Source organism: Streptomyces cadmiisoli (assembly GCF_003261055.1).
GTDB classification, from domain to species: Bacteria; Actinomycetota; Actinomycetes; order Streptomycetales; family Streptomycetaceae; genus Streptomyces; species Streptomyces cadmiisoli.
Genome location: NZ_CP030073.1, coordinates 1,005,131 through 1,032,005, shown reverse-complemented (window position 1 = coordinate 1,032,005; position 26,875 = coordinate 1,005,131). Strand labels below are relative to the sequence as shown.

14 protein-coding genes are annotated in these 26,875 nt (G+C 71.3%); 11 read left to right on the top strand and 3 right to left on the bottom strand.

Translation table 11 applies throughout. The features are described 5' to 3' along the window. Positions 1-173: 173 nt before the first annotated feature. From DN051_RS04080 to DN051_RS04035, 11 genes are all read left to right on the top strand, one after another. Entirely contained in the window at positions 174-1,103 is a 930-nt protein-coding gene (locus DN051_RS04080) for a MurR/RpiR family transcriptional regulator (protein WP_112438001.1), read from the top strand. Between the two features lie 402 nt (positions 1,104-1,505). After that, positions 1,506-4,397: an FAD-binding and (Fe-S)-binding domain-containing protein gene (locus DN051_RS04075; protein WP_112438000.1), complete on the top strand. Its 2,892-nt coding sequence runs from the start codon at positions 1,506-1,508 to the stop codon at positions 4,395-4,397. A gap of 184 nt (positions 4,398-4,581) precedes the next feature. Next, positions 4,582-5,523 carry an N-acetylmuramic acid 6-phosphate etherase gene (murQ, locus tag DN051_RS04070; RefSeq protein WP_053757817.1) on the top strand — a complete coding sequence of 314 codons (942 nt, stop codon included), beginning with the start codon at positions 4,582-4,584 and terminating at the stop codon, positions 5,521-5,523. Positions 5,524-5,558: 35 nt separating this feature from the next. Continuing rightward, the gene (locus DN051_RS04065; RefSeq protein WP_053757764.1) at positions 5,559-7,118 is read left to right on the top strand and encodes a PTS transporter subunit EIIC; all 1,560 of its coding nucleotides are present in this window, start codon (positions 5,559-5,561) and stop codon (positions 7,116-7,118) included. A 252-nt stretch (positions 7,119-7,370) separates the two neighbouring features. Then, a complete protein-coding gene (locus DN051_RS04060; RefSeq protein WP_112437999.1) occupies positions 7,371-11,687 on the top strand; it encodes a GH92 family glycosyl hydrolase in 4,317 nt (1,438 codons plus the stop codon). A gap of 253 nt (positions 11,688-11,940) precedes the next feature. Continuing rightward, a complete protein-coding gene (locus DN051_RS44875) occupies positions 11,941-12,084 on the top strand; it encodes a hypothetical protein (RefSeq protein ID WP_159053979.1) in 144 nt (47 codons plus the stop codon). Positions 12,085-12,325: 241 nt separating this feature from the next. Beyond that, a complete protein-coding gene (locus tag DN051_RS04055; RefSeq protein WP_053757816.1) occupies positions 12,326-13,534 on the top strand; it encodes a cation:proton antiporter in 1,209 nt (402 codons plus the stop codon). A gap of 83 nt (positions 13,535-13,617) precedes the next feature. Beyond that, positions 13,618-14,673 carry a PucR family transcriptional regulator gene (locus DN051_RS04050; RefSeq protein ID WP_112437998.1) on the top strand — a complete coding sequence of 352 codons (1,056 nt, stop codon included), beginning with the start codon at positions 13,618-13,620 and terminating at the stop codon, positions 14,671-14,673. A gap of 270 nt (positions 14,674-14,943) precedes the next feature. Further along, positions 14,944-15,456, top strand: coding sequence for a hypothetical protein (locus DN051_RS04045; RefSeq protein ID WP_112437997.1), 513 nt, complete (start codon positions 14,944-14,946; stop codon positions 15,454-15,456). Positions 15,457-15,580: 124 nt separating this feature from the next. Further along, positions 15,581-17,614 (top strand): flotillin family protein, encoded by a 2,034-nt coding sequence (locus DN051_RS04040; RefSeq protein WP_053757760.1) that lies wholly within the window; start codon positions 15,581-15,583, stop codon positions 17,612-17,614. A gap of 85 nt (positions 17,615-17,699) precedes the next feature. Continuing rightward, positions 17,700-22,574, top strand: coding sequence for a DNA repair ATPase (locus DN051_RS04035; protein WP_112437996.1), 4,875 nt, complete (start codon positions 17,700-17,702; stop codon positions 22,572-22,574). Positions 22,575-22,652: 78 nt separating this feature from the next. On the opposite strand, the gene DN051_RS04030 is transcribed toward DN051_RS04035, so the two are convergent. The 3 genes from DN051_RS04030 to DN051_RS04020 form a co-directional block, all read right to left on the bottom strand. Beyond that, a complete protein-coding gene (locus DN051_RS04030; RefSeq protein WP_112437995.1) occupies positions 22,653-23,474 on the bottom strand; it encodes an IclR family transcriptional regulator domain-containing protein in 822 nt (273 codons plus the stop codon). Positions 23,475-23,692: 218 nt separating this feature from the next. Beyond that, the gene (locus tag DN051_RS04025; protein ID WP_112437994.1) at positions 23,693-24,958 is read right to left on the bottom strand and encodes an MFS transporter; all 1,266 of its coding nucleotides are present in this window, start codon (positions 24,956-24,958) and stop codon (positions 23,693-23,695) included. A gap of 302 nt (positions 24,959-25,260) precedes the next feature. Further along, the gene (locus DN051_RS04020) at positions 25,261-26,727 is read right to left on the bottom strand and encodes an amidohydrolase family protein (RefSeq protein ID WP_053757757.1); all 1,467 of its coding nucleotides are present in this window, start codon (positions 26,725-26,727) and stop codon (positions 25,261-25,263) included. Positions 26,728-26,875: the final 148 nt, after the last annotated feature.

Genomic DNA, 26,875 nt, shown 5'->3' with positions numbered 1-26,875 from the left:
GGGGTGTGCCGGCGACTGCGGGGGCCGTGGCGGGGCGAGGCGCGTCGGCGGGGCGTGGGAACCGTTCCCGCAGGCCGGTGCGGGGCGTGCGGCGTCACCGGCCTGACCCGGTGTTGTGATTTACTGCCTGTCAGGGTGCGGACGCTCCCGTCGTCCGGTGCAGGAGGAAGTCGATGAGCCGCCGGGACGTGCCCCACGCTCCGGAGCCGGAGTCCGGTTCCACCAGTGGATCCGGAGCCGACGCCCTCACCCGTATCCGCGCCGCCCGGCCTTCGCTGCCGCCCTCGGAGCGGCGGGTGGCCGACACCGTCGTCTCGGACCCGGCCGGATCCTCGGGACTCTCGATCGGCCTGCTCGCCGAGCGGGCCGCCACGTCGCCCGCCACGGTGCTCCGCTTCTGCCGGACGCTGGGCTTCGGCAGCTACCCGCAGCTCCGGCTCGCGCTGGCCGCGGCGGTGGCGCACGAGCGGGCGGTCGGCGGGGAACAGTCGGCCCTGGGAACCGACATCGATCCGTCCGACACACTGGAACAGATCGTCAAGAAGATCATCTACAACGAGGTCCGTACGCTCGACGCGACCGCCCGCAGTCTGGATCCCGCGGTCCTCGGCAGAGCCGTCGACGCCATCACCGCGGCCCGTCGTATCGACATCTTCGGTGTCGGTGCCAGTGCGTTCGTCGGCCAGGACCTGCACCAGAAACTGCACCGCATCGGCCACATCACGTTCGTGTGGACGGACGTCCACGCCGCGCTGACGGCGAGCGCGCTGCTGGGTCCCGACGACGTGGCCATCGGCATCTCCCACTCGGGGGAGACCGAGGACACCGTCGATCCGCTGGTCGCCGCCGCCGAGCGCGGGGCCACCACGATCGCCCTCACCAACTTCCCCCACTCCTCGCTCGCGGTGGCGGCCGACCTGGTCCTGACCACCGCCGCCCGCGAGACACCGTTCCGTTCGGGCGCGACGGTCAGCAGGATCGCGCAGCTGGCCCTGATCGACTGCCTTTTCGTCGCGGTGGCACAGCGCTCCTACGACACGGCGGCAGCCGCCCTCCAGGAGACCTACACCGCCGTGCAGCGGCGTCGGCGCCGTCGTCCGTAGGACGCGGTCCCCTGGGCGCCGCCGCAGGCGTGCGCTCCGCAGCCCTGTCCCGTCAGCAGTTCCCCTCGCCCTGCGAGCCGTCCGCCCTGCGATGTAAATAAATTACGCGGAAAACTTTGGTGTGTAAATTATTGACATCCCGCGTCGATGGTCTTGATACTCCCTGAAGCCGCGGCCCTGACCGGGAAGCGGGCGATCGGTGATCGTCCGGGCCGGAGCCGTCGGCACGAGGGCCGCCGTCCTGCGGCGCCCACGGACGCGAGGCGCCGCGAACGGCCCTGACGCCCGCCTCCGCCGAGGCGGCCGTACGGGACGGCCGGGCGCCGCACCCACCGACCATCCGACACGCGCCCACCGACCGTCCGTCGTCCCGCGCCGAACCGGCGGCGCAGCCGAGGAACCATGAGCCCGAGCCAGTCCACCGCCTCCACCGCCCCTGCCTCCGACCAGCGCATGGTCGAGCTCCTGGCCTCCTGCGTCAGCGACCCGGCGCGCGTGACGACCGAAGTGCCCCGCAGGATCGCCGCGGCCCACGACGCCTCGCCCTACCTGTTCACCCCTCGCGCGGTCGTCCGCGCGGCGTCGGCCGGCGAGGTCGGCGCGCTGATGGCCGGGGCCCACGCCGCCGGCATCCCGCTGACATTGCGGTCGGGCGGCACCAGCCTGGCCGGTCAGGCCGGCGGCGACGGCATCCAGATCGACGTCCGTACCCACTGGCGGGCCGCGGAGGTACTCGACGACGGGCACCGCATCCGGCTCCAGCCCGGACTGACCGTCCGCCAGGCCAACGCCCGGCTCGCCCGGTACGGCCGCCGACTGGGACCCGACCCCGCCAGCGAGAGCGCCTGCACCATCGGCGGCCTGGTGGCCAACAACTCCAGCGGCATGAACTGCGGCACCCAGGACAACGCCTACCGCACCATCGAGTCCCTGCGGTTCGTGCTGCCCTCCGGCACCGTCGTCGACACCGCCGCGGCCGATGCCGACCAGGCGCTGCGCGCCCGGGAGCCCGAACTGCACGCCGGACTGCTGCGGCTGCGGGACCGCGTCCGGGGCTCGGCCGCCTCACGGGCCACCGTGGAGCGGCTGTTCGCCATGAAGAACACCATGGGGTACGGCCTCAACTCCTTCCTCGACCACGCCACCGCGGCCGACATCCTCGCCCGTCTCATGGTCGGCAGCGAGGGCACGCTCGGGTTCGTCGCGGAGGCCGTGTTCCGTACCGTCCCGCTGCTGCCGCACACCGCCACCGGTCTGTTCGTACTGCCGGGGCTCGCCCAGGCCACCGACTGCCTGCCGGCACTCCTGGCCGCCGGGGCCCGCACGGTGGAACTGCTCGACGCCGCCTCCCTGCGAGTGGCGCAGCGGTCCGCCGATCCGGTGGACGCCCTGCGCGGGCTGACCGTGACGGGGCACGCGGCCCTGCTGGTCGAGTTCGCGGAGGACGACGCCGAGAGGCTGGAGCACACGGTCGGCGCCGCGCACCCCGCGTTGCGGCTGCTGCCCACGGTGACCCCGGCGGCGCTCACCCGTGAGGCGGGGGAGAGGAACCGGCTGTGGCGGCTGCGCAAGGGGCTGTACACCGCGGTCGCCGGCGCGCGCCGGCCCGGGACGACCGCCCTGCTGGAGGACGTGGCCGTGCCGATGGAACGGCTCACCGCCACGGGCGAGGGCCTGATCGGCCTGTTCGAACGGCACGGTTACGAGGACGCGGTGATCTTCGGCCACGCGCGCGACGGCAACCTGCACTTCATGCTGACCCAGGACTTCGACTCCCCCGGGGAACTGGACCGCTACGCCCGTTTCACCGACGACATGGTCGACCTCGTCCTGGACGCCGGCGGCACCCTCAAGGCCGAGCACGGCACCGGACGCGCCATGGCCCCCTTCGTGCGGCGCCAGTACGGCGACGAACTCTACGACGTCATGCGTGAACTCAAGCGGTTGTGCGATCCGCACCAGGTGCTCAGCCCCGGGGTCCTGCTCGACGACGATCCCCGCGCCCACCTCGGCAACCTCAAGAGCGTTCCCGAGGTCGACCCGGCCGTGGACGCCTGCGTCGAGTGCGGCTACTGCGAACCGGTCTGCCCGACGGCGGACGCCACCACGACCCCGCGCCAGCGGATCGCGCTGCTGCGCGAGATCGCCCTCGCCGCAGCCGCGGGGGACGACGAGACGCGGCGCGCCCTGGAGGACGACTACGAGTACGCGGCCGTCGGCAGTTGCGCGGTCGACAGCCTCTGCGTCACCGCCTGCCCCGTGCACATCGACACGGGGGAGGTCATGAAACGCCTGCGAGCGGAGCGGCACGGCAGCGCGGCCCAGAAGGCGGGAGACGGCCTGGCACGGCACTGGGAGGGCGCCGTGCGGGGTGTACGCACCGGGCTCAGGGCCGCCCACGCCGTGCCGACGCCCCTGACCCGCGCCGCGACCGGGGCGATGCGCAAACTGGGCGCCGCGGAACTGGTGCCGGCCTGGACCGAGGACATGCCGCGCAGCGGCCCCGTCCGCCCCGCCGCGCAGCATCCCGCCGACACGGAAGCCGTGTTCTTCGCGGCCTGCATCGGCAGCATCTTCGGTCCTGAGGAGGGCGCGGGCCGGTCCGCGGGATCGGCGGCCGCGTTCCTGCGGCTGTGCGAGCGGGCGGGGGTGGGGGTCACGGTGCCGGACGGGCTCGGCGGCCTGTGCTGCGGCACTCCCTGGCAGTCCAAGGGATTCACGCGCGGGCACAGCACCATGGCGGCCCGCACCCTGGACGCACTGTGGACCGCCACGGACCACGGAAGGCTGCCCGTCGTGTGTGACGCCTCGTCGTGCACCCATGGCCTGGAGCGGCTGGCGGACGCCCTGCCGGAAGCGGACCGCGCCCGCTACACGGCCCTGCGGTTCGTCGACAGCGTGGCGTTCACCGCGGAGCGGCTGCTGCCCGCGCTGCCCCCCGCCCGGCCCTTGGGGTCGCTGGCCCTGCATCCGACCTGCTCGACCACGCACCTCGGCGCCGACGGCGCCCTGCGGACCGTGGCCGCCGCGCTGAGCCCGGACGTGACCGTGCCCGACTCCTGGGGCTGCTGCGCCTTCGCGGGCGACCGCGGCCTGCTGTACCCGGAGGTCACCGCCGCGGCGACGGCACTCCAGGCAGCGGAGATCAACACGCGTTCGTACGACGCCTACGCGTCGTGCAACCGCACGTGCGAGATGGGTATGACCCGCGCCACGGGACGTCCCTACCGGCACATCCTCGAACTCCTCGACGAGGCCACGGCCCGGACGGGTCCGGGCGATGTGACCCACTGATCACCGGCGGGCGCTTGACGCGACCCGGCGGCGAAAATATGTTTCGTGCAACCGGAGCGAAGTGAAAGAAAATTTCGTAAGTGTCTCTCGTGTCACACGAGGCGGCCGACCCGCTCCTCCGTCGCGTATGACGGAAACCAGCCAAAGCTTCCAGAATGTCCGGACGACAGGAACCGTGATCTACATGTCCACCCAAGAAGCCGTCGGGAACGGCCTACTGCGTGACCAGCTCGCCACGATGGCCACGGAGGCGTACCGCCCCGAACTGGCGGACATCGACCGCCTGCCCACGCTGGACATCGCCCGCCACATGAACGCCGAGGACGCGACCGTCAGCGCGGCCGTCGCGGAGCGGCTCCCCGAGATCGCCGCCGCGATCGACGGCATCGCCGAGCGGATGGCCCGGGGCGGCCGCCTCGTCTACGCCGGGGCCGGCACGGCCGGCCGGCTCGGGGTGCTGGACGCCTCCGAGTGCCCGCCCACCTTCAACACCGACCCGTCCCAGGTCGTCGGCCTCATCGCGGGCGGACCCGCGGCGATGGTCACCGCCGTCGAGGGCGCGGAGGACTCCGAGGAGGGGGCGCGGCAGGACCTGGACGCGCTGAACCTGTCCGCCGACGACGTGGTGGTCGGCATCTCGGCCTCCGGCCGTACGCCCTACGCCGTCGAGGCGGTCCGCTACGCACGCTCCCTCGGCGCGCTCAGCATCGGCCTGTCCTGCAACGCCGACAGCGCGCTGGCCGCCGCCGCCGAGCACGGCATCGAGGTCGTGGTGGGCCCGGAGACGGTGACGGGCTCGACGCGGCTCAAGGCCGGCACCGCGCAGAAGCTGGTGCTGAACATGTTCTCCACCATCACCATGATCAAGCTGGGCAAGACCTACGGAAACCTGATGGTCGACGTGCGCGCCTCCAACGAGAAGCTGCGGGCCCGCGCCCACCGGATCGTCGGCCTGGCGACCGACGCGTCCGACGAGGCCATCGCGGCAGCACTGGCCGCCACCGGCGGCGAGGCCAAGAACGCCATCCTCACTCTGCTCGGGTCCGTGGACGCGCGGACGGCCGAGCGCCTTCTCCAGGACGCGCACGGGCACCTGCGCAGGGCCCTCGAAGCCGCTGCCGCCTGACGTACCAGCCGACACCTCACAGCAAGGCCGATCTCATGGCGAACGAGAACAAGTACCGGGACACCGCGGCGGCCATCCTGCCGCTCGTCGGAGGCGCGCAGAACGTGACCTCGGTGGCCCACTGCATGACCCGGCTGAGACTGGGCCTGCACGACCGCTCCCTCGTGCAGGACGAACAGCTCAAGGCACTTCCCGGGGTGATGGGCGTCGTCGAGGACGACACCTACCAGATCGTGCTCGGCCCCGGCACGGTCGCACGTGTCACCCCCGAGTTCGAGACCCTCGTGGAGGAGGAGCGCGACGCGGCTCCCGCCACGGCCGCCTCCGGCAACGGCGACGGTCCGGCCGGTGACCCCGTGACCGCTGACGCCCTCGCGGCTCAGGGCGCCGCGCTGCGGGCCGAGCGCAAGGCGAAGAACTCCACCCCGTTCAAGCTCTTCCTGCGCCGCATCGCGAACATCTTCGTCCCGCTGATCCCCGCCCTCATCGGCTGCGGCATCATCGCGGGCCTGAACGGTCTGCTCGTCAACCTGGGCTGGCTGCCCGGCATTACGCCGGCCCTCGCCGCGATGGCCTCCGGGTTCATGGCGCTGATCGCCGTGTTCGTCGGGTACAACACGGCGCAGGAGTTCGGTGGTACGCCGATCCTGGGCGGCGCCGTCGCCGCCATCATCGTCTACGCGGGTGTGGCCAACGTCGAGGCGTTCGGCCAGAGCCTCTCCCCGGGCCAGGGCGGTGTCCTGGGCGCCCTGGGCGCGGCATGGCTCGGCGTGCAGATCGAGAAGTGGTGCCGCCGCTGGGTGCCGGTGTCCGTCGACGTCCTGGTCACCCCCACCCTCACCGTGCTCCTGGCCGGACTGGCCACCCTCTTCGGCCTGATGTTCCTCGCCGGTGAGATCTCCACGCAGATCGGCGAGGGCGCCAACTGGCTGCTGTCCAACGGCGGCGCGGGCGCCGGACTGATCCTCGGCGGCCTCTTCCTGCCCCTGGTCATGCTGGGCCTGCACCAGGCGCTCATCCCCATCCACACGACCCTGATCGAGCAGCAGGGTTACACCGTTCTGCTGCCCATCCTCGCGATGGCCGGCGCGGGCCAGGTCGGCGCGGCGATCGCCGTCTACCTGCGGCTGAACCGCAACACCTCGATCAGGACGACCATCAAGTCCGCTCTGTGGCCGGGATTCCTCGGCGTCGGCGAACCGCTGATCTACGGTGTGTCCCTGCCGCTGGGTCGCCCGTTCATCACGGCCTGCACGGGCGGCGCCCTCGGCGGAGCGTTCATCGGATTCTTCAACCAGCTGGGCACGGACGTCGGTTCCACCGCGATCGGCCCCTCGGGCTGGGCGCTGTTCCCGCTGCTCGACGGTGACCACGGCCTCGGCCGGACGGTGGCGATCTACGCCGGCGGTCTGCTCGTCGGCTACGTGGGCGGCTTCATCGCCACGTACTACTTCGGCTTCACCAAGACCATGCTCACCGAGCTCAACGCGGCACCCGCGTCGGCCGAATCCGCAGCGGTCGCCACCGGCGCCCCGGCGGGCGGCGACGCGGCCCCCGCGAAGCAGTCGGCGACAGCAGGCGCCTCCGCCCGCTGACGCTCCGTACCGACAGACGGGGGCCGTTCGCCGAACGGCCCCCGTTCTGCGTGTGCGTGTGCGTGTGCGTGTGCGGCGACACTGTCCCACGCCGTGTGGCGCAGGACACCGGCGAGTGCCTTCTCTTCACTTCGTGGTCACGGGACCGTTGCCCGCAGGCCTGACACCCGATTGTCTGTGCCGTAAACGTAGGGCGGTCATGACGTCGTATCCACGACGAGTGGTCATTCACCGAAAGGCGCCGCATCCCAGATGTGGACATCCCCAGGGCGGACGCTCCCGAAGCGCCCGCCCCTTTTCGCACGCAACCGCCGCAGACTCACCGCGGTCGCGCTCGCCCTCAGCTCCCTCGCCATAGTTCCGCCCACCGCGCAGGGCGTCGAAGCCGCCTCGGAGATCAGCGCGTTCGAGGCAGTCGATCCCTTCATCGGGACACGCCTCGACCCTTCGCAGAACAAGGGCAACAGCGCCTACGGCAACACCTGGCCCGGCGCGACCGTCCCGTTCGGCATGGTGCAGTCGAGCCCCACCACCTACCGGACCTCCGACCGGGACCAGAAGGGCGGGTACGAGTACACCGCCGACCGGCTCCGCGGCTTCGGTATGACGCGCCTGTCCGGCACCGGCTGCGAAGGCCGATTCAGCGGCTTCGACTTCCCCGTGCTGCCGTACACCGGCGCGCTGCCGGACGGCGCCCTGCCGTCCAGCCCGGCGAACAACATCACCGACTACTACCTCGGCTTCGACCACGCCCGCGAGAAGGCTGAGCCCGGGTACTACTCCGTCACGACTGACAACGATGTCACGACGGAACTGACCGCCAGCGCACGTACCGCCGTCAGCAGCTTCGACTTTCCCGAGGCGGACAGCTCCACGCTCGTCCTCGACGTGGCCGGGTCCAACAACCGGGTCTTCAACAGCGAAGTGACCGTCAAGGACGACCACACCGTCCAGGGCTGGGTCGAGGCCGCCTCGGTGTGCGACGAGGGCGGGCGCTACCGCGCCTACTTCTCGGCCACCTTCGACCGGCCGATCCGCTCGCACGGCACCTGGGAGGGCGGCACGGTCACCCCCGGCTCCGCCACCGCGCGCGCCGGTGAGGCCAAGCACGGCGCTGGGGCCTACCTCGTCTTCGACAAGGGCGCCGAGGTCACCTCCAAGGTGGGCCTGAGCTACGTCAGCGTCGCCAACGCCGCCGAGAACGCCGCGCACGAAGTGGGGCGGGACGACTTCGACGAGGTGCGCGGCGACGCCCGGCGCATCTGGCGCGACGCCCTGGACACCGTCCGGACCCAGGGCGGCACCAAGGAGGAGCGGACCAAGTTCTACACCGCCCTCTACCACTCGCTGCACCACCCCAACGTCTTCGACGACGTCAACGGCGACTACCAGGGCTACGACGGCAAGGTGCACAAGGTCGCCAAGGGGCGCCACCACTACGTCACCTACGCCGGCTGGGACTCCTACCGCAGCCAGGCCCAGCTCGTCGCGCTGCTCTTCCCGAAGGTCGGCAGCGACATCAACCAGTCGATCACCGACATGGTGACGCAGAGCGGCAAGTGGCCCAACTGGCCGCACCTGAACCAGCTCCAGCAGAAGATGAGCGGTGACTCGCTGCAGTCGCTGCTGTCCTCCGTGGACGCCTTCGGCAGCACCGACTACGACCGGCGCGCCGCCCTGCAGTCCATGAAGGACACGCAGACCTTGCCGGCCGACCGCACCCTGCGCCGCCACGGCTACCAGTACATGAGCGTCGGCTTCATCGAGAACCGCAAGCAGGACGCGGCGACCTCGAAGACACTCGAGTACGCCGTGAACGACTTCGGCATCGCCCAGCTGGCCAGGCGCCTCGGCGACACGACGGCCTACGACCGCTACATGGGGCGGGCGCAGAACTGGCAGAACGTCTTCGACGAGCAGAGCCGCCACATCCGCCCGAGGGACCGCAACGGCTTCGACCGCGGGTTCAACCTCGGTGAGCGCGGGGACCAGTTCGAGCAGGCCACCGGCTGGCAGTACGGCTGGATGGTGCCGCACAACGTCGGCACGCTGATCGACAAGCGCGGTGGCCAGGAGGTCGCCACGGCCGCCCTGGACGAGCACCTCAGCGCCCTCGACGCCGGTGTGTACAACACCCGCGGCGCCTACCTGAGCAACCAGCCCAGCTTCGGCGCGCCGTACGTCTACCACTGGCTGCGTCAGCCGAACAAGGCCCGCGACGCCCTGCGCCGCGCCTCCGCGGAGATGTACAACACCACGCCTTCGGGTCTGCCCGGCAACGACGACCTCGGTTCGCTCAGCTCCTGGTACGTGTGGGCCAACGTCGGCCTCTACCCGGCCATTCACGGCACCGCCGACCTGCTCGTCACCGGCCCCCGGTTCGAGCGGGTCGTCATCGACAGCGCCGACAGCCGGCGCAAGATCGAGATCGAGGCCGACGGCGGCTCCACCAAGCCGTACGTCACCGGCATGAAGGTCGACGGCCGGTCCACCACCCGCTCCTGGCTGGGCGAGGACTTCGCCCGCGACGGCGGCGAGATCCGTCTGACCATGTCGACGCGTCAGGGCACCTGGGGCGCCCGCGAGTCGGACGTTCCCCCGTCGTACACCGACGGCAGCGACGCGCGGAACAACGTCGGAACCACACCGAACGGCGCGGGCAACACGGGTTCGCTGGACGTCAGCGACAACTCCCTGTCCCGTGACCGGCTCGCCGCGGTCGGCGCCGCCCCCGGTGACCGCATCGCGCACGGCGACACCGGTGTCACCTTCACCTGGCCGAAGACCGAGCCGGGTCAGCCGGACAACTGGATCCCGCACGGCCAGCGCGTCGACATGGGCGGCGTCCGGGCGACCGGTGTCTCCTTCCTGGGGCTGGCGACCAACGGCCCCTCGCAGGGCACCGCGGTCGTCGAGTACACCGACGGCTCCACCCAGGACGTGGGTGTCCAGCTCACCGACTGGACGCCGGGCACCAACTACCAGTTCGGCAACACCCCGCTGGTGACCACCGTCGGCCGCAACCGCGCGTCGGGCGGCAACGACACGGTCGAGACCAAGGTCTTCGGTACCGTGCCCCGGCTCCTGGACCCGGCCAAGCGGGTCGCCTCGGTCGTCCTGCCGCAGAGCACGGACCGCGGCATCATGCACGTCTTCGATGTCGCGCTGACCACCGAGCAGGACCTGGCGGTGCCCGGTACGGCCCCGGAGCGGATCGTGCTCACCCCGACCGGGACGCCGCACGCGTCGCAGGCCGTCACCTGGCGCACCGGCGCCGGTGTGACCGCGGGCGAGGTGCGGTACCGCGAGGCCGGAGCCCGCAAGTGGCGCACCGCCGAGGCGCGTGCCAACGAGGAGCTGGTGGCCGCCGGAGTCCCGACCCGTACCCACTCCGCGGTCATGACCGGTCTGCGGCCGGGCACGAAGTACGAGTACCAGGTGGGCACCGGCGACTGGTTCAGCTCGGCGCACTCCTTCACCACGGCCGAGCGGCCCGGTGAGGACTTCACCTTCCTGTACTTCGGCGACGCCCAGAACGACCTGTCGTCCAAGTGGGCCCCGGTCGTGAAGCAGGCGTTCGAGCGCTACCCCGACGCGGTCGGCAGCGTCAACGCCGGTGACCTGATCAACTCCAGCGGCAACGACAGCGAGTGGCGCGACTGGTTCGGCGCCATGGACGGCTACAGCCAGTCCACCAATGTCATCGCCGCCCCCGGCAACCACGAGTACTCGGGCGACACCTTCCTGCGAACCTGGAAGTCGACGTTCGAGTTCCCGGGCAACGGGCCGCGAGCGGGCGAGAACGCCGGTGCCACCCCCGCCGAGCGGCAGCGTGCGATCTACGAGGCCCACATGGCCGAGGCGATCGCGGAGACGGCGTACTACACCGACTACCAGGGCGTGCGGTTCATCACCCTCAACGCCAGCACCGGTGACGCCCGTTCGATGATGACGCCGCCGTGGCTGCCCGCGTGCAGCCAGGACTGCCCCGACCCGGAGAAGCTGTGGCTGGAGCTCCAGGGACGCTGGCTGGACCACGTCCTGGAGAACAACCCCAACAAGTGGGCGGTGGCGGTCTTCCACCAGCCGGTGTTCTCCGCGGCCGAAGGCCGTGACGAGAAGCCGGTCCGCGACGCGTGGCTGCCGGTCTTCCAGCGCAACGACATCGACCTGGTGCTCATGGGCCATGACCACGTGTACTCCCGCGGGTACGTCGACGCGGACGCGACCGGCACCCCGGGCATGACGACCGGACCGGTCTACACCGTCGCGGTCTCCGGTCCGAAGTACTACGAGCTCGCCCCCGACAGCGAGAGCGTCTGGAAGCGCAACGGCGCGACCGAGGTGGTCCGCGCAGGTCACACCTCGACCTTCCAGGGCATCAAGGTCACGAAGAACCAGTTGCGTTACGAGGCCGTCGTCGCCGCGAAGTGGGACGACAAGTCGACCACCGACAAGGAGGTCGGCGAGGTGCTCGACGCCTTCACGATCACCAAGTACGACAACGGAACGAAGTACGTCACCGAGGACGGGGTAGCCGTTCCTCCGCGTCCTCGCTCCGAGCGCTGACCCACGCGCCCGGTCTCGTCGGGCGGTTGTTCCTCCTCTGACGAGGCGGCAGGTCTGCCGGACACCCCCAGGGTGTCCGGCAGACCTCTTTCCGGACCTTTACGGCGGTTATGCAACACCTCGCGAACTATGGGTAATTGGTCGTGCGCTAAACTGCTTTACCAAGCCGCAGCGCTCCATTGAGCGGTTGGCTGCTCATTCTGTGAGATTGCTGCCCGGTGACTCCGGGCGCCGGTGGGACGGGGGACGTGACATGGACCGAGCTGTCCACGCCTGCGGCCTTCCCGTCGCCGTGGCCGACTGCCGTCCGGCCGTGACAGCGGTCAGGACCGCGCGCATCGACAACACGGCGCGCGACAGCGTTCCCGACCCGGGCCACGCCGCACTCGGCGTCTGACGTTCGGCCGGACGCGCTCCGCAAGTGCCTCCCGGCCTGTTTCCCGGCCCGGTCCACCTGCCCCGCCGATCCGCACGGCGCCCCGTCCCGCGACGCGCGGCCGATGCCGCCGCCCCGCGCCGGGCCGGGCACCGACGCCTGCCCCACCCACCTCGCCGACTTCACCGGCAGCGCGCGATCACCGTCCGCGACCACGAAGGCACAGACGCCGTCACCGAACCGAACCGGAGGACAGACGCCCGTGCACAACACCACAGCCATGCTCATCGAACTCGGGGCCATCATCCTCGCCCTGGGGCTCCTCGGCCGCCTCGCCGGACGGGTGGGCTTCTCGCCCATTCCCCTCTACCTCCTGGCCGGGCTGGCCTTCGGCCACGGCGGCATCCTGCCCCTGCGGGCCAGCGAGGAGTTCGTCGCCACCGGCGCCGAGATCGGCGTCATCCTCCTGCTGCTCCTGCTCGGACTGGAGTACAGCGCCTCCGAACTCGTCACCAGCCTCAAGACCCAATACCCCTCCGGGGCGGTCGACTTCGTCCTCAACGCGGTACCCGGCGCCGTCGCGGCACTCCTGCTGGGCTGGGGCCCGGTGGCCGCCGTCGCGCTGGCCGGCGTCACCTGGATCTCCTCCTCGGGAGTGATCGCCAAGGTCCTCGGCGACCTGCGCCGGCTCGGCAACCGCGAAACGCCCATCGTCCTCGGCGTCCTCGTCATCGAGGACCTCGCGATGGCGCTCTATCTGCCGATCCTCACCGCCCTGCTCGCGGGCGTCAGCCTGGCCGGCGGCACCCTCACCCTGCTGATCTCCCTGAGCACGGTCGGCGCCGTGCTCTACGTCGCCCTGCGCCACGGCGGCCTGGTCAGCCGCGCCGTCTCGTCCGACAGCGCCGAACTGCTGCTGCTGGTCGTCCTGGGCCTGACTCTGCTGATCGCGGGCATCGCCCAGGAACTCCAGGTGTCCGCGGCCGTCGGCGCCTTCCTCGTCGGGATCGCGCTGTCCGGCGAGGTCGCCGAGGGCGCCGGCAACCTCCTCACCCCGCTGCGGGATCTCTTCGCCGCCGTCTTCTTCGTCTTCTTCGGCCTGTCGACCGACCCGGCCGCCATCCCGCCCGTCCTCGTCCCGGCCCTCCTCCTGGCCGTCGTCACCGCGCTCACGAAGATCGCCACCGGCTGGTACGCCGCCCGCCGTGCCGGAATCCGGGGCGCGGGCCGCTGGCGAGCCGGCGGCACCCTCGTCGCCCGCGGCGAGTTCTCCATCGTCATCGCGGGACTCGCCGTCGGCACCGAGCCCCGTATCGGACCACTGGCCACCGCCTACGTCCTGATCCTCGTCGTCGTCGGACCGCTCACCGCTCGCTACACCGAGCCGCTGGTCGGCCGGCTCACCCGCCGGTCCGCCGCAGCCGAGAAGGCGGGCCACGCCGAAGCGGACCCGGCACCCGCCACCGCCTGAGCACGAGCACGGCGCACCACAGCCGGTGCCGTCGCCCGACCGGCGGCGCCGGCCCACTCCTCGACCGCCCCTGGGAGGCACATGTGACCGCACACGACACACCCGGCCAGTTCCTCGACGGCCTCACCGAGATCCTGGCGGACGCCTCCTCCACCGGCCGTCGTCTCACCCGTGACGAACTGACCTCGCGCCGCGAGTTGGGCACCAAGGCCGCGGCATCGGGATACGGATGGCGTGTGCTGGTGCGCGAACATCTCGCCGCCGGCCGCGCCGCCCGGCCCGCCTCGGCCGGCACCGACGACGTCCTGTTCGTCCTCGAACAGGCCATGGACGCCTTCGCCGACGGGTATGAGCGCGCCCAGCGACTCGTCATCCGGCAGGAGGAGGCGGCCAGACGCGAGTTCATCGACGACCTGCTCCACGGACGCGGCGACTCCGGCCACCTCTCCGCCCGTGCCGAACAGTTCGGGCTGCGTCTCTCGCGCGTCCACGCCGTGGCCGTCGCCGAAGGCCCCGACAAGTACGACGAGACGGACCCCGTCCCGCGCCAGGTGGAGGACGCCCTCTTCGGCCGCTTCGAGAACCGCCGGATCCTGTTCACCACCAAGGACGGGCGGATGGTCTGCGTCGCCCCCGGTGACCAGGGCGACGTCCTGACCCACTTCGCCAAACAGGCGCACGCCGCCACCGACGGCGGCCAGGTCGCCATCGGCCGGCCCCGGCCCGGCACCGTCGGGATCGGGCACAGCTACGAAGAAGCCCTCAACGCCCTCGACGTCGCCCAGCGCATGGGCTTCGACGACCCGGTGCTGCGCGCCGCCGACCTGCTGGTCTACCCCGTGCTGGCCCGCGACCGGCAGGCCCTGGTGGACCTCGTGCGGAGCACCCTCAGCCCGCTGCAGGAAGCCCGCGGCGGAGCCCGGCCGCTCCTCGACACACTGACCGCCTACTTCGACACCGGCTGCGTCGCGGCCGAGACCGCCCGGCGGCTCGCACTGAGCGTTCGGGCACTCACCTATCGCCTGGAACGGGTCCACACCCTGACCGGCACCAACCCGGCCGACCCCGGGCAGCGCTACACCCTGCAGACCGCGGTCATCGGCGCCCGCCTGCTCGACTGGCCGGCCAGACCGCTGTGAGCAGCGCGGCGTCCGCTCCGGGAGAGCCGCGTGCCGATCCCGTGCCGATTCTGCCGCGCCGTTGACGCTTCCTTGACGGAAGACCGGCATGAAGGACCGGGCAAAGACTGCCGGAAGTCGGCAATGCACAACGGGGCCGCCGTGGGCAGGATGAGGGCACAGGGGAGCACGCGAGGAAGTCTCGATGCCGGACACCGGCAGGTGTCCGGCATCAAGACCCGGCAGCCGTGCGAAGGCCGTCACGCGACGGCGGCGACAGGGGGGTTGGGCATGAGGACGTTTCTGGAGGCCGCCACGGCCTTTCCGACCTTCCTGTTCACCGTTCCGTCGCTGGTGGCCGCGGTGTTCTGGCTGTTGGTCGCGGTGGGCGCGGCCGGTCCCCGCACCTTCGACGGGGACGCGGACCTCGGGAAGTGGGGGCTGGGCGGGGTCCCGGTCGCGGTCGCGTTCTCCCTGTGGACGGGGCTGGCCTGGTTCGCCAGCCTCGGTGCCGCCTTTCTGCTCGACCCGGTCGTCCCGTCGTCCGGGTGGGCGCGCGCGTCGGCCCGGCTCGGCGTGCTCGCCGCCGCCTCCACCGCGTCCTGGTGCGTGACGCGAGCGCTCGTACGGCGGCTGCGTCCCCACCACCCCGACGAACCCGGGGCGGCCCGCCCGCGCCTGCACGATCGCGGCGTACTCGCCGGGGCGCGTGTCGAGTCGCCGTGGGCCCGCGGCGGGGCCGAACGCCTCGCCCGGAGCGGACGCCGCGACGCGCATCCGCAGCCGTGCGACCGGACCGCCTGAGCCGCACCGGCCCCGCCGGCAGGGTGCGCCGAAGCGACGGTGCCCCGTCGCGAAGTTTCCGACTCCCGTAGGTGCCCGGGTCCGTCCCGGCCTCCGGTTTCCTGACTCGTCAAGGATGTCTCTCATGAATGCCGTCACCGTGGGCGTGGGTGTCTGTCTGCTCCTCGTGCTCGTCACACTGCTCGCCTTCTCCCGGTTGTTCCGCAAGGTGGAGCAGGGCAAGGCACTGATCGTCTCCAGGACACGGAAGGTCGACGTGACCTTCACCGGCCAGGTGGTGCTGCCGGTGCTGCACAAGGCCGAGGTGATGGACATCTCGGTGAAGACCATCGAGATCACACGGGCCGGCAAGGACGGACTGATCTGCAAGGACAACATCCGCGCCGACATACGTATCTCGTTCTTCGTCAAGGTCAACAAGACCGTGGAGGACGTCGTCAAGGTCGCCCAGGCCGTCGGCACGGCACGGGCGAGTGACCGGGACACATTGCAGCAGCTGTTCCACGCGAAGTTCTCCGAGGCGCTGAAGACCGTCGGCAAGCAGATGGACTTCACCGACCTCTACACCAAGCGTGAGGAGCTGCGGTACCGGATCATCGAGGTCATCGGCGTGGACCTCAACGGCTACCACCTGGAGGACGCGGCGATCGACTACCTGGAGCAGACGCCGCTGACCCAGCTCGACCCGGCGAACGTCCTCGACGCCCAGGGCATCCGAAAGATCACCGAGCTGACGGCTGTGGAACACGTGCGCACCAACGAGGCACGGCGCACCGAGGAGAAGGAGATCACCCGGCAGAACGTCGACGCCCGGGAGGCCATCCTGGAGCTGGAGCGCCGCCAGGCCGATGCCGAGATCAAGCAGCGGCGGGAGATCGAGACCAGCCGGGCCCGGGAGGAGGCCGAGACCGCGCGGGTGGTGGAGGAGGAGCGGCTGCGGGCACAGGGAGCCTTCCTGCGCACCGAGGAACAGCTCGGCGTACAGCGCGAGAACCAGCAGCGGGAAGTCGCCGTCGCGGCGAAGAACCGCGAACGCGTCATCGCCATCGAGAGCGAGCGCATCGAGAAGGACCGGCTCCTCGAAGTCATCGCACGCGAACGTGAGACCGAGCTGACGAAGATCGCCGCGTCGAAGGAGGTCGAGGCGGAGAAGCGGGAGATCGCCGAAGTCGTGCGTGAGCGGGTCGCGGTGGACCGTACGGTCGCCGAGCAGGAGGAGTCCATCAAGAAGCTGCGTGCCGTGGAAGAGGCGGAGCGGCAGCGGCAGGCGGTCGTCATCGCCGCCGAGGCCGAGGCGCAGGAGAGGCTCGTCAAGGACATCAAGGCGGCGGAGGCCGCGGAGCAGGCCGCCGCGCACCGGGCGGCGGAGGAAGTCACGCTGGCCGAGGCGCGGTTGAAGACCGCCGATCTCGATGCGCGGGCCAAGCTGCGCCTGGCCGAAGGTGTGCAGGCGGAGGCGGCGGCCGAAGGCCTGGCGGCCGTCCAGGTCAGGGACAAGGAGGCCGAGGTCATCGAGAAGGCCGGCCGAGCGGAGGCCGGGGCCACCGAGGCGCGTCTGCGGGCGGAGGCCGAGGGAGCCAGGGCCGCGGCACTCGCCGAGGCGTCGGCCATCGGGGAGAAGCTCAAGGCGGAGGCGGCGGGCCTCACCGAGAAGGCGGCGGCGATGGCGGCACTCGACGAGGCGTCACGCACGCACGAGGAGTACCGGCTGCGGCTGGCGGCCGAGAAGGACATCCGGCTGGCCGGGCTGGACGTGCAACGGCAGATCGCCGAGGCGCAGGCCACCGTGCTGGCGACCGGGCTGGAGAACGCCGACATCAACATCGTCGGCGGCGAATCGGTCTTCCTCGACCGGCTGGTGTCCTCGATAGCGCTGGGCAAGGGCGTCGACGCCTTCGTGCAGAACTCCGAGACCGCCCAGGCTCTGGCGCGGCCCTGGCTGGACGGCACGGGCAGCTTCACCGACGACCTCGGTCGCCTCCTCGGCTCGGTCTCCACGACCGACGTGCAGAACCTGACGGTCTCCGCACTGCTGATGAGGCTGATGAAGACGGGCGGGACGGACTCCGGCGCTCTGCGGCAACTGCTCGACAGGGCGGGCGAACTGGGTGTCGCCGACACCCCGCTCGCCGCCCTGAACGGCAACGCCCGGAGCTGACCGACCGCCGGTCCGGAGCTGCCGCGCAGGGGACGGCAGCTCCGGACCGTCGCCCCACGTCCCAGAGACATCCGAGAGGGATCCCATGACCACCGGGGCCACGGACCTGGACACCGGTACGTACGAGGTGCTGCGCGACCGGCTGACCGCGCGGGCCGCCGAGCTCGCACGCCGGGCGGAGGCACTCAACGCCCGCCGCGCAGAGGCGTTCGGCGCGGCCGGCCTGGAACTCACCGGCACTCGGCCGCTGCGCACCGAGCACCTCTGTGCGCCTCGGGACATCGTCGCCGTCGGGGATTGCCTGCTGTTCGGCCACAACACCGTCGCCGGGGCGAAGGCGGAGACGGTGGTGGCCGACGTCCTCACCCTGTACGACCGCGACCTGAACAGGCGGCCCGCCGACGCCGTACCCGGGCTGCTGGACGATCCGGCCTTCGTGCGGGAGTTCGCCGCCCTCCACCGCTACTACCGCCAGGCCCGCCTCCTCCGGCTCCACCGCGTCGACGGCCGGCTGCTGGCCGTGTTCCAGACCGGTGAGACGGTGCACGACGTACGTGTCCTGCGGTGGGCGCTGTCCGACGACGGGCAGGTGTCCTTCCTCGACGCGCGCGGCGAGCGTGACCACGTCACCCCGGCCGCCCACGACTTCTCGTGGACCGTCACGACCCGGGCGGACCACGTTCTCGGCCGCCACCCGCACGTGTCCGTCGAGGGCGAGGTGTTCGTGGCGACCGTCGCGGGCGCCCTCACCGTCAAGGCCGAGGACGACACGAACTCCGGCGAGGGAGTCCATTCCGAGCCCGTCGCCGAGCCGTTGCAGTCGCTCGCCGACGCCGACATCGCGTACGCGCGTGTGGGCGCCCTGATTCTGCTGCGCGTCCTTCCCTACAAGGAGGACGCCCACCGCTACCTGGTGTTCAACACGCTCACCAGGACGGTCGTCCGCCTCGACGGCATCGGGCGGGCGTGCCGCCGCCTGCCCGCGAACCAGGGCGTCGTCTTCCCCGGCGGCTACTGCCTGGCCGACGGAACGCACCGGACCTTCGACGGCGTCGACACCGGGGACCTGGAGTTCGAGCGGGTGGTCCGCCCGCCCGAAGGGGATGAGGTCCTCTTCGCGTTCCGCGCACACGCGGCCGGCCGCGGCCTGCTGCTGCCGTACGACACGATCCGGAAGGAGGTCGCGACTCCGCTGCCCTGCCAGGGGTGGGACCTCTTCGACGACGGCGCCCTGTTCCTGCTGCGCTCCGGCGGCGCGGAGCAACAGCGGCTCCACCCGCTCCAGTTGTGGTCCTCGCCGTACGTCTCCGACACCCATGCCGCCGGCCGGCACGTCGGTGACGGGCCGCTCGCCCGCGTCGGCAACGTCGACCTCGTGCGCGGTGTCTCCGACTGCCTGTCCATCGCGGGTTCGGTCGCCGGGACGACCCAGACGAGCGAGGTGTACGGGGCACTGGCCGCGGCGTGTGTCCGCGCGGCGGAATCCCACCACTGGCTGGGGGACGCGGAACTCGGCGACCTGCTGGAGCCGCTGGAGCAGGTGCGGCACACAGCCGAGCAGGTGCTGGCCGAGTTCCGAGCCGTCCGGGCACTGACCCGGCAGGCCGCCGACGCGCTAGCTGAGACGGCCGAACATGTCTCCGCGGTCGTACGCCGGCTGCGTGGCGACGTGCCGCGCGGTGTGACCGTCTGGGTGTCCGGTCTGACCGAACTCCGACAGGCGCAGGGCCACCTGCTCACGCTCAAGGACATGCGGTACGCCGACATCGCCGGTATCGACGAACTGGCCGCGGACGTCGAGAGCGACCTCGCCTCGTTCGGACGGAGGGCGGTCGCCCACCTGGCGGACGAGCACGCGTTCACCGACCTTCACACGGATGTCGAACGACTCCTCGCCGATGCGACGGGCATCGCCAGGGTCGCCGAGGCCGCCCTCGTCGCCGCCCGCATCGGCGAACTGGCCGAGGGGCTGCACACGGTGACCGAGGTCGTCGCGAGCCTCGACATCGGCGACGCCACGGTCCGTACATCCGTCCTGGAGCGCGTCGCCGAGGTCCTCGGTGGCGTCAACCGCGCCCGTGCCGTCCTCGACGGGCGCCGCCGCGAGCTGCTCGACCTCGAAGGACGGGCCGAGTTCGCCGCGGAGTTCTCCCTGCTGGGGCAGACCGTCACCGGCGCGCTCGCGTCGGCCGACACTCCCGAGAAGTGCGACGAACAGCTGGCCCGCGTGCTGCTCCGGCTGGAGAACCTGGAAGCCCGCTTCGTCCACTTCGACGACTTCCTCACCGAACTCGCGGACAAGCGGGACGAGATCCACGAGGCGTTCGCCGTCCGCAAGCAGAACCTCATGGACATCCGCGCCCGCCGGGCCGAGCGGCTGGCCGAATCGGCGGCCCGCGTCCTGGCGACCGTCACCCACCGTGCCGCCACCCTCGCCGACGCCGACGCCGTCGCCACGTACTTCAGCTCCGACGCGATGCCGGCCGAGGCCCGCCGCCTGGCCGACGAACTGCGGCAACTCGGCGACCGGGTACGGGCGGACGAACTGGACGACCGCATCCGGGCCGCCCGCCAGGAGGCCGTCCGGGCCCTGCGCGACCGGAGCGACCTCTACGCCGACGACGGACGCACCCTCCGCCTCGGCACCCACCGCTTCGCGGTCAACACCCAACCGCTCGACATCGCCCTGGTCCCCCACGGTGACACGCTCGCCTTCGCGCTCACCGGCACGGACCACCGCTCCCCGATCACGGACCCCGACTTCGCATCCACCCGCCCGTACTGGGACCGCCCGCTGCCGTCCGAGTCCCCCGAGGTCTACCGCGCCGAGCACCTCGCCGCCCGACTGCTCGACGAGCACGGCCCGGCGGCCCTCGCCGAGGCCGACCTGCCCGCACTCGTGCGCAGGGCGGCCCAGGAGGCGTACGACGAGGGGTACGTACGCGGGGTCCACGACCACGACACCGTCCTGATCCTCAGCGCGCTGCTCCGCCTGCACGCGACGGCCGGCCGGCTGCGCCACGAGCCCTCCGCCCGAGCCCGGGCGGTGCTGATGTGGACCCACGGCACGACGCCCGAGACCCGTACGCGGTGGTCGCGGCGTGCCGTGTCACTGGCGCGCGCACGCGACACCTTCGGCCCCGTGGCCGCGATCGCCGACCTCCAGGCCGAACTGGCGGAGGCGATCGGGGGACCCGGTGCACAGGCCGCTGCGGCCTACCTCTTCGACGAACTCACCACGGGACCCGGCGGTTTTGTCATCGGGTCCACCACACGCACCCTCCTGGAAAAGTTCCGCCGCACGCTGGATACCCCCGCGTACGCCGACGATCTCGCCGCCCTCGACGACCTGGACGCGCGCCGCCAACTGGTCGACGCCTGGCTGTCCTCGTACGCCGTCTCCACCGGCACGCACGTCACCGCCGGAGACCTCGCCGAGGCCGTCGCCGCCGAACTCTGCCCGGACCTGCCGCGCTACGCATCCGACGCGCCGTTGACCGAGACCGTCGGCGGCCTGCTCGGCACACATCCCCGTCTCACCGGCGGCAGCCTCACGATCCGCGTCGACGAACTCCTCGCCCGCACGGGCGCGTTCCGCCTCGAGCAGGTCCCCGCCCACCGCGCTTACCAGCGCCGCCGAGCTGCCTTGACGTCCGCCGAACGAACCAGGCTGCGCCTGGACGAGTACCGGCCGAGGACCATGTCCACATTCGTGCGCAACCGGCTGGTCGACGAGGTGTACCTGCCGCTCGTGGGCGACAGCCTCGCCAAGCAGCTCGGCACCACGGGTGGGACCGGGCGCACCGACACCGGGGGACTGCTCCTGCTCATCTCCCCGCCCGGCTACGGCAAGACGAGCCTCATGGAGTACGTCGCCGATCGACTCGGCCTGATGCTGGTGAGGGTGAGCGGCCCGGCCCTCGGCCGAGCGGTGACCTCGCTCGACCCGGCCGAGGCCCCGAACACCACCGCACGCCAGGAGGTCGAGAAGATCAACTTCGCGCTGGCCGCGGGCAACAACACCCTTCTGTACCTGGACGACATCCAGCACAACTCGCCCGAGCTGATGCAGACGTTCATCCCGCTGTGCGACACCACCCGCCGTATCGACGGCGTGCGGGACCGCCGGCCCCATACGTACGACCTTCGCGGGAAACGCTTCGCGGTCTGCATGGCGGGCAATCCGCACACCGAGTCCGGCGGCCGGTTCCACGTGCCCGACATGCTGGCCAACCGCGCCGACGTGTGGAACCTCGGCGACGTCCTGGCCGGCAAGGAACAGGTCTTCGCGCTGAGTTTCGTCGAGAACGCGCTGACCGCGAACCCCGTCCTCGCCCCGCTCGCCGGCCGCGACCGCGCCGACCTCGACCTGTTCCTCCGGCTCGCCGAAGGTGATCCCACGGCCCGCGCCGACCGGCTCGTCCACCCCTGGAGTCCCGCCGAGCGGACGCGGATCGTCGCGGTCCTGAGCCACCTGCTGACGATCCGCGCCACGGTTCTGGCGGTGAACGCCGCCTACATCGCGTCCGCCGCGCAGTCCGACGCCAGCCGCACGGAACCCCCGTTCCGGCTCCAGGGTTCGTACCGCACCATGAACCGGATCGCCCAGCGTGTACGGCCCGTCATGAACGACACCGAGGTGTCGGCGCTGATCGACGACCATTACGCGGCACAGGCCCAGACCCTCACCACCGGCGCCGAGGCCAATCTGCTCAAGCTGGCCGAACTGCGCGGCACCCTGAGCGCCGAGCAGGCGGCACGCTGGTCGGAGGTGAAGGCCCGGTACGTTCGCGCGCAGGCTCTCGGCGGTCCGGAGCACGATCAGTTCACCCGCGCCGTCGCCGCCCTCGGCCTTCTCGCCGACCGGGTCGGGGCCGTCGAGTCGGCGATCAACCGCGCCGCCGACCCCCGTCACCTCGTGGCGGACCCTCCGGCCCGACACCCTGAGCGTCGACCCTGATCCGCGTCGCAGGTTCCGCGTCCCGAGGGCCGGCCGTTCGCCGGAGTGCCCGGCCCCTGGACGTGGACGAGCCGGGTGTCAGCCGGAGCCCGTCGGCGCCAACGGCCGCTGCACGTGGGGTGCCGACTCCAGACGGGCGAAATCCACACTGATCTCCCCGGCGGTCTGGAGAAGCAGCGGCAGGTACTCGTCGAGCAGCACCTCCACCGGGGTCTCGGCGGCATGCGCGTTGACGTTGACACTGGCGATGACCCGCCCCGAGCCGTCGCGCAGGGGCGCCGCCACCGACCGGATGCCCTTCGCCAACTGCTCGTCGGTCATCGCCCAGCCGCGCGCACGGACCTCGCGCAGCTCCGCCTCCCATTCCTCGCGATCCGGCTGCCACACCGGAACCAGGCCCGACCTGCTCGGCTCGGACAGGACCCGGGCGACCTCGTCGGGTTGCAGCGCGGCCAGCAGGACCTTGCCCAGCGACGTCGGCAGCGCGGGAAACCTGGTGCCGATCTGCACCGCGAGAGTGACGATCTTCGGGACGGCCACGCGGGCGACATAGACCACGTCCGAGCCGTCCAGCTGCGCGATGGAGCAGGACTGCTCGGTGCGTTCCACCAGCCGCTCCAGATGCGGCCGGGCCACGTCCCACAACCCCATCGACTGGATGTAGGCGACGCCCAGATCGAGGATCCGGGGAGTGAGCGCGAAACCGCCGGCGTGCTGCCGTACGTATCCGAGCTCGGCCAGCGTCAGCAGGATCCGGCGCACGGTGGGCCGGGCCAGTCCCGTGGCGTTCGCGACCTCGGCCAGCGACATCACCGGCTGCCGCGGCTGGAAGGCGGCGATCACTTCCAGCCCTCGCGCCAGGGACTCGATGAAATCGGGCCCGGTACCTTCGCGCGGCATGAGGACTCCTCTCGGTGGCCCCTGGCGGTGGTGAGCCAGTGAGCCACGGCGCTGTCCGCTGTGTGGACACTTCGACGCTTGTGCTTCGCCCAGCATATGGAGGCCTGGGGCGTCGTGTCGTCGTCTCCGGGGGTCGCCTCCGATCGCGGTGCGGACACGGTGGGCCTCGTCGCCACCTCGGCGCGAGGCCCACCGGTTCGTGGCCTGCTGCTGCGGCACTAGGTCGCGTCGGTTCGGGAGCGTGGTACCAGCATCCGGGAGGGGTCGACGAGAGTCAGGCCGATGAGGCCGAGCACGGGAAGCACGGTCAGCTGCCACAGACCGGCGCCGTCCCAGCCGAGCTCCGCCACCAGCCGGGCGAACAGGAGACCCGAGAACGCCGCCGCCACGTAGTAGGTCAGCATGAACAGCCCGGCTCCCCGTCCGACGTGCTCGGGACGCACCGCACGCTGCATGGCCGTGGTGCAGTTGGTGAACAGGAAGCCGCTCGCGAAGGTGCCCATGAGGAAGGCGAGCACGTACTGGGCGCCGGGCGAGGTGGCGTACTGGTACGTCAGCCAGGCGGTGGCCGAGGTGGCGACGAAGGCGAGACCGAGCAGATTGCGCTGGTTGAAGCGGTCGCCCAGCCAGCCCGCCGGCAGCGCCATCATCGCGCCGAATCCCGAGCAGGACACGGCGAGTGCCGCCTGCCCCGCGGTGAAACCGAGTTCTTCCCGCAGGTACGTCGGATACAGGCCGAGGAAGCCGTAGAACACCAGCCCGGCGACGGCGCATGCGATGCCGAGGCCCAGGGTGTTGCGGTTGTACGGGCTCGCCGGCACGTGATCGAACTTCGCCGCCGTCGACGCGGTGCCCGTGACCGACTCGGTCATGACCCTGTTGACCGTCACGGCGATGAGCAGGCACACCACCAGACCGGCCGCACCGAACACATAGAACGGCCCCCGCCAGTCGTCGGCCGCGGAGGCGATACGTGTGCCGACGAGAGGGCCGAGGAACACACCGGCGCCGAACGCGACACCGACGACACCGGCGGCGACGGCCCGGCGGTGGAAGAAGAACGCCCCGATGACCGCGTACAGGGCGGTGGCCTGCATGCCCTCTCCGACGCCGGAGACGAGCCGGTAGGCACTCATGTCGACGAATCCCGTGGCCAGCGGGATCGCCAGGGTGCCGAGGGAGTAGATCAGGACGCTGATGAGGAGCACGCTCTTGCGCGACAGCCGGTCGACCAGATATCCGGTCGGCAGTCCGGCCAGCGCGAGTCCGATCGTGAAGCCGGTGGCCAGCAGCCCGCCCTGGTCGAGGGAGAACCCGAAGTCCTCGCGGATCTCCGGCAGCAGCGGGTAGAAGACCTGCCGGTCCATCGCGTTGAGCATGTACGACACGCACAGCACGGCGAAGCCGATGGCGACCGCGGCGCGTGTCGGGTGCCCCGTCGAGGGGGAAGAGGCGTCTGTTCTTTCGGGGGTTGTCTGTGCCACCTGAAGGTCCTCGGGTCGGGTCAGCCGTAGCCGGGTCGGCGGGCTGGAGCGGAGAGGGAAGGAACGGTGGAACGGCTGAACGGTGGAACGGTGAAGGACAGGACGGTGGAACGGCGCGAGGTGACGCCGGTAACGGGGGAGTGGGAAGCCGGGGGTGCGGCGGAACGGGGAGACCTGCGAACGGCGATCGGCGAACGGCGATCGGCGATCGGGGATCGGGGATCGGGGATCGGGGATCGGCGCACGGGGAACGGCGCACGGGGCCGGGCGTGATCGGAGGCGCGCAGCCCCCCGGCGTCGGATCAGCCGCGGTGGGTGGCCGCGTTGCGGTACTCCGTGTACCCGTAGGGGTTGTCGAGGATCTTCGTCTCGGGGACGTCCGGATTCATGCCGCGCTCCCAGGCCTCGGCCCCGAGCCGTCCACGCAGGTGATCCACCGTCGCCTCGACCGCCCGGCGGGCCTTGGCCAGGCCGGAACCGACCAGCCGGTGCTCGTACTTGACGACCCGTCCGTTGACGATCACGGTGTGCACGTCCCCGCGCTGGGCCTGGAACGCGACATGGCCGTAGGGATTGAGGACGGGGAACATGACGGGTGAGTGGTCGTTCTTGATCAGGACGAGGTCCGCCTTCTTGCCGGCCTCCAGGCTGCCCACCCTGTCGTCCAGCCCGAGGGCTCCGGCCCCGCCGCGGGTCGCCCACTCCACCACCTGCTCGGCACGGAGACTGGAGTGGGTGACGGTGCGGGCCTCGGCGTGGGCTTCGAGGTGCTCGCGGGCCCGGTCGGCGCCGAGCGTGGCGCGCATCGCGGAGAACATGTCGGCGCTCCACCACACGCTGGTGTCCATCGACAGCGAGACGGGGACGCCGTAGGAGCGGAGCCGCCACGTGGGCGGGTAGCCCTGCCCGCAGCTCTGCTCGCTCTCGGTCGACACGGAGACCGATCCTCCGGTGGCCGCGATGCGGTGGTAGGAGTCGGCGGCGAGCGTGGCCGAGTGCACATAGACGGTGCCCGGTGTCATGAAGCCGTGCTCGTGCATGAGGCGGATGCCGTCGTCGTCGGTGGCTCCCCACACGCCCGCGTGCGTCGTGACCTTGGCACCCAGTTCGCGTGCGACCTCGAAGGCGGCCCGCTCCGGGAAGGCGGGATCGCCGGTCACGTCGAAGGCCATCTGGAAGCCCAGCATGTCGTCGCCGTGGAAGCGGCGGTCGACGAACGCGCGGAACTCCGGTGCGGCCGACCACTCCCAGGGCCCGTTGTGGATGTTGCCGTAGGCGAACACGAAACGGCCCGCGGTCTCCTCCAGGGCGTCGACGGCGGCGTCGGCGTGCTCCGGGGTCTGCAGGCCGTGCGACCAGTCGACCGTCGTGGTGACACCTGCGTCGAGAGCCTCCAGCGCGGCCAGCAGGTTGCCGGCGTGGATGTCCTCGGGGCGGAAGTGCTTGCCGTGCTCCAGGTAGTACCAGACGAAGTACTGGGTCAGGGTCCAGTCCGCGCCGTAGCCGCGCATCGCGGTCTGCCACATGTGCCGATGTGTGTCGATCATGCCGGGCATGACGATGCCGCCGGTGGCGTCGATCGTGGCGGTTCCCTCGGGTACGGCGAGGGAAGGTCCGACCGCCTCGATGCGCTCGCCGACGACCAGGACGTCGGCCTCCTTGTGCACGGTCTTCCGGTCGTCCATGGTCAGGACGGTCGCGTTGCGGAGCACCACGGGTGTGCCCACCGCGGGGGCGCCGCCGGTCCCGCCGGTTTCGGCTGCTGTCATACGACTCGTGCCTCCTCCGTCGTCGTTCGTGCACCTCGGGAAAGTTTCGGACGCTCGTCCGTATGGCGAGCTTCGGGTGCGCTGGCGCAACCATGGGTCGCCCTCGGGGAACTGTCAATAGGTCTCGCGCGAACCTTGACAGCGTGGT

Coding starts and splice junctions, on each gene's coding strand:
- DN051_RS04040 (WP_053757760.1), top strand. CDS start 15,581: ATGAATGCCGTCACCGTGGGCGTGGGTGTCTGTCTGCTCCTCGTGCTC.
- DN051_RS04075 (WP_112438000.1), top strand. CDS start 1,506: ATGAGCCCGAGCCAGTCCACCGCCTCCACCGCCCCTGCCTCCGACCAG.
- DN051_RS04060 (WP_112437999.1), top strand. CDS start 7,371: ATGTGGACATCCCCAGGGCGGACGCTCCCGAAGCGCCCGCCCCTTTTC.
- DN051_RS04020 (WP_053757757.1), bottom strand. CDS start 26,727: ATGACAGCAGCCGAAACCGGCGGGACCGGCGGCGCCCCCGCGGTGGGC.
- DN051_RS04045 (WP_112437997.1), top strand. CDS start 14,944: ATGAGGACGTTTCTGGAGGCCGCCACGGCCTTTCCGACCTTCCTGTTC.
- DN051_RS04035 (WP_112437996.1), top strand. CDS start 17,700: ATGACCACCGGGGCCACGGACCTGGACACCGGTACGTACGAGGTGCTG.
- murQ (WP_053757817.1), top strand. CDS start 4,582: ATGTCCACCCAAGAAGCCGTCGGGAACGGCCTACTGCGTGACCAGCTC.
- DN051_RS04080 (WP_112438001.1), top strand. CDS start 174: ATGAGCCGCCGGGACGTGCCCCACGCTCCGGAGCCGGAGTCCGGTTCC.
- DN051_RS04030 (WP_112437995.1), bottom strand. CDS start 23,474: ATGCCGCGCGAAGGTACCGGGCCCGATTTCATCGAGTCCCTGGCGCGA.
- DN051_RS04065 (WP_053757764.1), top strand. CDS start 5,559: ATGGCGAACGAGAACAAGTACCGGGACACCGCGGCGGCCATCCTGCCG.
- DN051_RS44875 (WP_159053979.1), top strand. CDS start 11,941: ATGGACCGAGCTGTCCACGCCTGCGGCCTTCCCGTCGCCGTGGCCGAC.